This is a genomic window from Nocardiopsis listeri (genome assembly GCF_020741345.1).
Classification (GTDB): domain Bacteria; phylum Actinomycetota; class Actinomycetes; order Streptosporangiales; family Streptosporangiaceae; genus Nocardiopsis; species Nocardiopsis listeri_A.
The window spans coordinates 1-8,618 of the sequence record NZ_DYZD01000440.1; the positions used below are offsets into that span (position 1 = coordinate 1).

Below are 8,618 nucleotides of genomic sequence, written 5' to 3' on the forward strand. Positions count from 1 at the left end.
CCGTCATCCGCTCCACGGACACACAAGGCCAGGTAGTTCGAGGTTTTCGAACACCTGGCCTTTCGCGTTCCCCGGGTTCGGAGCGGGCCACGGAGCTCTTTGGCCGCACCCTCGAATCCGGTGATCGAACCGGCGCTCCCATCCAAGGCGACTCGCCCGCTTCGCGATTCGCGTCCGTCTCGACGCGACCATCGCTTCGCCGCGACCGGTTCCAGGAACACATGGACGCCCGCATCGCTCGGTGAGTGCGTTCCCGCGTGGGACACGACACCGACCACCCTCATGTCTGGCCCCGGGCCTCTGTCTACGGCCTCGACACGCCCTCTCCCACCTTCCCGAACGTGCTGTTCCCGCCCCTCCGCCCCCGGAGGCGTAACCGTCGGCGAACCACACACCTCCGCCGACGACCGCGTGGAAACCGCGGATCGGGACCCGGATCCGGGGAAACCATCTCCAGCGGGGATCGAAAACTTGTAGCGGCCAGAGTAGACATGGCTGATCCGTGCTGCTACATTTCCTGTCATAGCCACTGAGGTTCACGGCTAGGCCACCGGGTAACCGGTGGTGAGCAGGACGGCCTGACCGGCGTGCTCGGTTGTACGGCGCCGGGGGCCGGTAGGACAGCAGTACAGAAGTAGGGCAGCACCCGAAGTAGCGCAGTACCGCAGTACCGGCCTCCCGCTGACACAGGGGAGACCGCGGCAGGAAGAAGGACGCGGTAGGGCTCGACCGGCGCACGGTTGTTCAGCGTCGGGAGCCGGTAGGACCGCAGTCGAAAGCAGTGCACGAAGTGAGAAGCGAGAGGAGTAGATGCCATCAGGATCGCCTGAGCGAGGAGAAGTTCCGCTCGGGTACCGCAGGCCCCTGTCCTGGAAGAGGGTGGTCCACGGTCATACAACCGCGATCCCCGCGTTCCCGTCCCAGTTCGACCTCGGGAACCGGAAGACCGGCAGCGGCCGGTAGGTGGTATTGAACTCTCGGGCCCCAGCGCCACATGGCGCTGGGGCCCTCGACGTGCGTTCAGGAGAAGAAGGACACACACTTGCCCCGTCCCGAAACCGGCCACCGGTTCGACGATGACGACTATCCCGCCTACACCGTGGGCGCCGCAGCGGAGATGATCGGTGCCACACCGGCCTTCCTGCGCGCCCTGGGACAGGCCAAGCTGATCGAGCCCCTGCGCTCGGAGGGCGGCCACCGCCGTTACTCCCGATACCAGCTCAAGATCGCCGCCCGCGCCCGCGAACTCGTGGACGAGGGCACTCCGATCGAGTCCGCGTGTCGCATCATCATCCTTGAGGACCAGCTGGAAGAGGCCCAGCGCATCAACGAGGAGCTGCGCGCGGCCGACCCGCCCCAGAAGTGAGACCGAACCCGGAGTCCGTTCGGTCATCGTTGCGGGCTCCACCCCTGTCGGGTGGGGCCATTTCTCTGCCCCGGCCTCGGTCTCCCCTGTGCGGACGACCGGTCGGACGGATCCTCTTGCCGGTCATCAGACGGCCCTTTCCATCGCCGAGGGGTGGGGGTTCGTGCGAAGTCGGGGTCGGGCGCACGAGTTCCCAGACGCGGTCACCGGAATCAGGAGCGGAGGCCGGGGGCGGTGTCGTCGCCCCGGCCGTCGTCGGTGGGGTTCACACCGAGGTCGTCCGGTCCCCGGGACGGTCCGCCTCACGAGCTGTGAATTCTCGCGTTCACCCAGGTCAGAAGCCGACTGTTCGCCCGATCGCGACTCTTCGGGTCGCCTTGTGTCCCGAAGAGTGTGATCGGGACATGGGTGGTTTCCCGGAGTATCGTCATCGGTCACGATGAGCTCCAGGACACCGTCGACATCGCGCTACGGAACCGGGAGCCCTGGCAGGGTGTGGCCGGTGCGCGCGGCAGTGACCGCTGAGCGGCTGATCACCGCTGGTCAGTCGCCGCGTCGGCCCCACTGGATGGCGGGGCAGGTGTCCATCACCATCGGAACGCCGGCATCCGTGGTACGCCGGAACGCCTGCTCGTCGACGACACCGAGCTGGAACCACACGCCGCCGGCGCCGATCTCGACAGCCTGGTCGGCGAACTCGCCGGCCGCCTCGGAACGGCGGAAGACGTCGACGACGTCGATGGTGCCCACCTCGGCGGCCGCGTCGGCGAGCGTCGCGTAGGGCTTCTCTCCGAGGACCTCCTCGCCCTCGGCGGCGGCACCGGGGTGGATCGGGATGATCCGTTTGCCCTTCGCCTGCAGCATCCGGGCCACCGGGTGGGCGGCACGCCCCGCGTCGTTCGACAGTCCGACGACGGCCCACGTCTCGGTGTCGTCCAAAAGGTGGTCGATGGTCTTCGGGTCCAGCCACTGCTCGGTCATGTCGGTGGAGAACATCTCCGATGTGTCATCGATTCCCGCGGGGCTGCGGCGGGGGCGCCGAGAGAGTGGTGGGTACAGGAGGGCGGATGGCGCCGGTGCGCACCGCCCTCCCTTCACCCGTGGGTCAGGGCCTCGGGCCCCTTCCCGGGATCACGTCGCATCCGGCGGGTTCGCACCCAACGCCGCCACGACGGAACGGGCGATCTCCACGGCGTTGGGAGTGTCCGAGTGGACGCAGATACTCGTGAACCTGACGTCGATGTACTTCCCGGTGACGGTTTGCACGGTCCCGTCTGCGAACGCGCTCTCCAGCCTTCTTGTGACGTCGGCGGGGGTGCGTCGCCGCGTCTTACCCCCTACGACCAGGCTGCCGTCGTCCCTGTAGTCGAGGTCGACGTACAGTTCGGAAACGAAACCGACATCGCGTTCGAGGGCCACCTCCTCGTGTCGGCTGCCGGCCAGCCCGTAGACGGGGAGGCCGTAGTGGACGGCCACGTCACACAGGGCGTGCATGAGATCGCCGTCCTCGGCGAGCATCGCGTACAGGGCGCCGTGGGGTTTGATGTGCGAGAGTCTTCCGCCCTCGGCCTCCGCGAAGGCCGCCAGGGCGCCCACCTGGTAGAGAGCCAGGTCCCGTACCTCGTCAGCGGTCAGACGCATGGAGCGGCGGCCGAAGCCCACGGGGTCGGGAAGGCCGGGATGCGCGCCTGGTTTCACGCCGGCGCGTACGCAGGCCCGAACGGCCTGGCGCATCGCGTGCGGGTCACCCGCGTGGTATCCACAGGCGATATTGGCCGCGTCGATCAGTTCCACGAGGGCCTCGTCGTTGCCGAAGGTGTGGATCCCGTAGGACTCACCCAGGTCGGCGTTGACGGTGACCGGCCTCATCCCAGCTCCGGGGCTCGGCGTGCCCCCGTCACCTTCTCCACGCCGTGGCCGAGCGCGAGCAGGGTGGCCTCGTTGTGGGGCAGGCCCATGAGCTCCAAGCCGACAGGCAGCCCTTCCCGGGTGAAACCGGCGGGCAGGCTGAGCGCGGGAAAGAGCAGCTGGGAAGCGATGACCGTGTTGGTGGGGAAGGTCAGACAGGTCCACCGGTGGGCTTCGACGTCGGCGTGTGTCGGTGCGGCGACCTTGACGTCGGGGAAGGCGATGGCGTCCAGGCCCCGCTCCGCCATGAGAGTGGCGACAGCGCGTTGGAACTCGGCACGAGCCTCCAGGCGGCCGGCGTACTCGGGGTCTCCTGTGGCGACCTGCGGCCCCTGGGCGATGCCTTCGAGAAGGTCCAGTTTGTCGTGGTAGAGCTTGTCCTGATGGATCTGGGCGATGGAGTCCGCCTCGATCCCCGGCCGATCGGCGATGAAGGCGTCGATGTCCTGTCGGGAGCGGGTGAAGTACACCGAGGTGTAGCCGGTCAGGCGGTCCAGGTCTTCGATCCGCACGTCCACGAGTTCCGCGCCGGCGTCGGCCGCCTTCTTCAGGGCGGAGCGCACCACCGTGTTGACGGCGGCGCACTCGGGGTCGTCATCGGAGCCGAACGCCTGGTTCAGGACGCCGATGCGCCGGCCTTCGAGGGAGCCGTCCCCCAGGGCGGAGAGGTAGCTCTTCGGCGGGCCGACGATGGCGTTCACGCTGGTGTAGGGGTCGGCGGAGTCGAAGCCGACCAAGGTGTCCAGCAGCAGGGCCGCGTCGGCCACTGTGCGGGTCATGGGGCCGGCGGTGTCCTGGGGGTCCACCAGGGGAGACGTTCCGTGGCGACTGATGAGGCCGGTGGTGACGCGCAGCCCCACCAGGTTGCAGAAGGACGCGGGCAGCCGGATGGACCCTCCGGTGTCCTCGCCGATCCCCACCAGCGCAAGGTTGGCGGCCACCGCAGCGGCGGTGCCACTGCTGGAACCTCCGGGGTCGTGGTCCAACGCGTAGGGGTTCTTCGTCAGGCCGCTCACCGAAGAGGTGGAGAACCACGAGGTCGCGAAGTCGGGCATGGTCGTCTTGGCCAAAACGATGGCTCCGGCCTCGCGGAGCTTCGCGATGACGGTGGCGTCTTGGTCGGGGATGTTGTCGGCCGCGGTCCGACTTCCGAAGGTGGTGCGCAGTCCCGCGGTCTCGACCTGGTCCTTGACCACGATGGGCACGCCGTGAAGGGGTCCGGACAGGGTTCCGGTGGCGGCGAACTCCGCGTCGAGCCGGTCCGCCTCGGCTCCGGCGTCGGACGCGATGGTGATGACGGAGTTCAGTCGTGGGCCGGCGGAGTCGAGTGCGGCGATGCGCTCAAGGTAGGCGTCCACCAATTGCCGCGCCGTCAGTTCCCCCGCCAGGATGGCCTGCTGCACCTCGGCGATGGTGGTCTCTTGGGCTCTTAGGGGCATGAGTGACTCCAAGTCCAAAGTCCAATGTTGAACATTAGGATACAATAAGCTTCCGGCGTTGGTATGTCCAGAAATGATTGGAAACAGGTGAGACGCTGTGGCTCCAGCGCCCAAGTTCGTGGCCTCTGCTCTACGGAGGACGGACGCCTCTGGGCAGATCGCGCGGCAGCTCCGCACCGCCATCTCCGAGGGCGTGTGGCAGCCGGGTGAAAGGTTGCCGACCGAGGTCCAACTCGCCGAGACCTTCGAGGTCGCTCGCGCGACGGCACGCGAAGCCCTCAAGCTGCTGGCCGCCACCGGAATCGTCGAGTCGGTTCGGGGCAGCGCCGGCGGGACCTACGTCACCAGCCCCAGCGCGAACCAGGTGGCGGGGCAACTCTCGGACTCGTTGCGCCTTTGGTACCGCTCCGGTGACGTGTCGGTGCGCGAAGTCGACGAGGCCCGCAGGATCTTGGAAGGCCAGTGCATCGCGCTGGCGGCAGAGCGCCGCGACGAAGAGGACCTGGAGGCCATCCGGGTGCCGCTGGAGGCCTCACGAGACGCCTCCTTGGATTGGCCCGCGTGGCTGGATCTGGACACGGAGTTCCACACGGCCATCACCCGGGCCTCAGGAAATCGCATCCTCGAGTTGTCGATGACCTCGGTGCACATGATGCGCCCGGCCACCAACAGCGTCTTCGTCAGGTACCTGGATCGAGCACGAGTGGTCGAACAGCACACGGAGATCCTGGAGGGCATCGAAGCCAAGGACGCGGGTATGGCGGAGGCGGCTTTCGATCGGCACATCGCCTACCTCGACCAGACCCGGGTGCGAGCCCTGGCGGACCGCCGAGTGCAGGACGTGCGTTTGCGGGACCTGTCCTCCTGACCCCCTGGTCACAGCCGAGACTCCGTCACCTCCCAACGCTCCCCGGTAGGGCGTGTACGGGCCCGACGTGCGTCGAAACGACGCGACACCCCGCCGGTACCGGGGCCGGTGCCGGGAGTGCGGTCGCCTTGTGCGCCGGCGGCGGCCTCTGAGACATTGTCCAGCGTGCGAGTCGCGATGCTGGGTCCCTTCGAGGTACGAGACGACCGGGGCCGACGCCTGTCCGTGGTGGGCGGACGTGCCACCTCACTGCTCGCCCGACTGGCGCTGTCCCCGGGACGAACCGTCCCGGTGGACACTCTCCTCGACGACCTATGGGACGGAGACCCGCCCGACGGAGGCGTGCACACCCTGCGGCGTCTGGTCTCGCGAACCCGCCGCAGTCTGCACGAACACGGCCTGGAGATCGGCCCCGACGCGCATTCGGGCGGCTACCGACTGGACCTGGCGTCCGAGGAGGTCGACCTCCACGCGTTCACCGGGCTGTGCTCGGAGGGCACCCGCCTGCTCGAACACTCGCCTGAGCGGGCAGCGTCCGTCCTGGACCAGGCCCTGGGCCTGTGGCGCGGCACAGCCCTGGGCGGTGTGGACGCGGACTTCGCCCGCCAGAACGCCCTGCGTCTGGAGGAACTACGGCTTTGCGCGGTCGAGGACCGCGCCGACGCCGCCCTGCGGTTGGGTGAGGCTTCCACCGTCCTGCCGGAGCTGCGCTCCCTGTGCGCCGACCATCCCCTCCGTGAACGCTGCCACGGTCTGCTGGTGAAGGCGCTGCACGCCACCGGCCGGGGCGGGGAGGCGCTCGTCGTCTACGAGGAGCTGCGCTCGGCCCTGTCCCGTGAACTGGGCGCCGACCCCTCCTCCTGGCTGCGCGAACTGCACCAAGAGCTATTGCGGGACCGCGCCTCCACGCGCCCCAGGGAGTGGGTGAACCCCTACCTCACCCGATTCTTCGGTCGGAGCGAGGAACTCTCCGCCATAGGATCCGCCTTCGACAGGACCCGGCTGGTGACCCTGATCGGCCCGGGCGGAGTCGGTAAGACACGGCTCGCCGCCGAGTACTGCTCCTCCCAGGGAGCGCAAACGCGTGTGCGCTTCGTGGAACTGGCCCCCCTGCGCGAGGACGACGGCCTGATCGAGGCGCTCGCCGGCGCCCTGGGCGGCTCGGCGGCCGTTCCCCCGGGCCCGGACCGGTTCACCCGGGTCGTCTCCGCGTTGTCGACGGCGCCCACGCTGCTGGTCCTGGACAACTGCGAACACCTGGTGGAAGGCGTGGCGAACCTGGCCGAAAGGCTGCTCTCCCACTGTCCCGACCTGCTCATGCTGACGACCAGCCGCGAACCCCTCGCCGTCGGCGGAGAAGCCCTCGTTCGGGTGGAAGCCCTGGACACCGACGGCTCGGAGGCCATGGAGATGTTCGCCGAGCTGGCCGCCCTGGCCCGGCCCGGCTTCACGGTGAACGAGGACAACGCCGAGGCGGTGTCCGAGATCTGTCACCGTCTGGACGGGCTACCACTGGCCATCGAACTGGCCGCGGCCCGGATCCGCTCGATGACGGTCCACCAGATCTCCCGGCACTTGGACGAACGCTTCCAACTGCTCGCGGGTGCCCGCCGGGCCAACAACGCCCGACACCGCACGCTGCGCGCGGTGCTCGACTGGACCTGGGACCTGCTCACCGAGGAAGAACGCCTGGTCTCGCGCAGACTGTCGATCCTGCCCGGCGGCTCCACGATCTCCGCCGCCGAGGCCGTGTGCGACGGCCTCTCCCCCGCCGAGGTCCCCTACCTCCTGGCCTCCCTGGTCGACCGGTCCCTGGTCCAGGCCGCGGAGGCGCCCGGGTCGGGGGTGCGGCACCGGCTGATGGAGACGCCCCGCGTGTACCTGGAGGAGCGCCTGCGCGAGAGCGGCGAGGAGCGGCGGACACGCGACGCGGCCGCGCGGTACTTCACCGACCTGGCGGAGGACGCCTCCCGGCGGCTGATCGGCCCGGACCAGGGACAGGCGTTGGAGCTACTCGACGAGGAGCACGGCAATCTCGTGGAGAGCATGCGCCACCTGGTACGTCATGGGGAAACGGGGCCCGCGGCCAGGATCGCGCTGGCACTGTGCTGGTACTGGGTGGTGCGCGGCCGGTACGAGGAGGCCGCCCGCCGACTGGACGAACTATCCGAGGCCGCGGACGGGCTCCCCTCCACCGCTCGAGCGGTGTTCCCCGCGGTGCGCGCCATCCTGCCCGTCCCCGGCCCGGGCGTGCCCCCACCCCGCGGGGCCGACCGCGCGCTGACCCCCGAGGCCCTGGCGGAGTATCCCCCGTTCGCGATGATCGCCCCGAAGCACCGGCTCATGACCGGGGACCACGCGGGCGTGCACGCGGACGCCGAGGCGTCCCGCGACCACGAGCACCCCTGGGTGCGTGCGGCGGGCCTGGCCACCGCCGCCCTCGCCGCCGAGGGAGATGGGGACGCCGCCCTCGCCGAGCGGCTCACCGCCTCGGCGGCGGAGTCCTTCGGCGCTTTGGGCGACCTGTGGACGACCGTGCAGCTCACCGCAGCGCTCGCCGGTTACCGGTCCGCGCGCGGAGAGAACGACGGAGCCGTCAGCGACCTGCGTCGGGCTCTCGTCCTGGAACGTTCCCTGGGCGCCTCGGCCCCGCCCGTCTCACTCCTGCTCCAACTCGGCGGGGAGCTGGTGCGTGCGGAGCGATTCGACGAGGCCGAACGTGTGCTGCGCGGAGTGTGGGACGACCCCGAACCCGTCGCCATCGAACATCGGATCCTGTGCGTGCTGAGCCTGGTGGAGCCGGCCCTCGCCCGAGGACACCACGCGCACGCGCGTGAACTGCTCGACCGGGCGCGGGAATTACTCGACGGCGCCCTGGTGGACGTCGACTACCTGCGGGCCGAGCTGCTGTGTCGGGAGGTCTCACTCGCCCTTGCCGAGGCCGACCCGCCCCGGGCCCGCGCGGCATGGGCGCGAGCGGGGGCGTTCGCGGACTCCCTCGCCGGCGCCGAGGCCAGGGCGCGCGTGGCCGAACTGG

At 69.4% G+C, this 8,618-nt stretch carries 6 protein-coding genes; 3 read left to right on the forward strand and 3 right to left on the reverse strand.

Annotated elements, in window-relative coordinates:
- Positions 1 to 1,042 precede the first annotated feature (1,042 nt).
- On the forward strand, positions 1,043 to 1,366 hold the full coding sequence (locus K8V84_RS23810) for a MerR family transcriptional regulator (protein WP_304078818.1): 324 nt from the start codon (positions 1,043 to 1,045) through the stop codon (positions 1,364 to 1,366).
- A 543-nt stretch (positions 1,367 to 1,909) separates the two neighbouring features.
- Here K8V84_RS23810 and K8V84_RS23815 read toward each other — a convergent pair.
- From K8V84_RS23815 to K8V84_RS23825, 3 genes are all read right to left on the reverse strand, one after another.
- A complete protein-coding gene (locus K8V84_RS23815; RefSeq protein WP_304078819.1) occupies positions 1,910 to 2,362 on the reverse strand; it encodes a CoA-binding protein in 453 nt (150 codons plus the stop codon).
- Positions 2,363 to 2,497: 135 nt separating this feature from the next.
- Positions 2,498 to 3,235 (reverse strand): 5-oxoprolinase subunit PxpA, encoded by a 738-nt coding sequence (locus K8V84_RS23820; protein ID WP_304078820.1) that lies wholly within the window; start codon positions 3,233 to 3,235, stop codon positions 2,498 to 2,500.
- Positions 3,232 to 4,713, reverse strand: coding sequence for an amidase (locus tag K8V84_RS23825; RefSeq protein WP_304078821.1), 1,482 nt, complete (start codon positions 4,711 to 4,713; stop codon positions 3,232 to 3,234). Before K8V84_RS23825 ends, K8V84_RS23820 begins: the two co-directional genes overlap by 4 nt.
- Positions 4,714 to 4,810: 97 nt before the next feature.
- On the opposite strand from K8V84_RS23825, the gene K8V84_RS23830 reads away from it, so the two are divergent.
- Positions 4,811 to 5,581: a FadR/GntR family transcriptional regulator gene (locus K8V84_RS23830; protein WP_304078822.1), complete on the forward strand. Its 771-nt coding sequence runs from the start codon at positions 4,811 to 4,813 to the stop codon at positions 5,579 to 5,581.
- A 165-nt stretch (positions 5,582 to 5,746) separates the two neighbouring features.
- Positions 5,747 to 8,618 (forward strand): BTAD domain-containing putative transcriptional regulator (locus K8V84_RS23835; protein ID WP_304078823.1); only part of this gene is annotated, 2,872 nt, incomplete at its 3' end.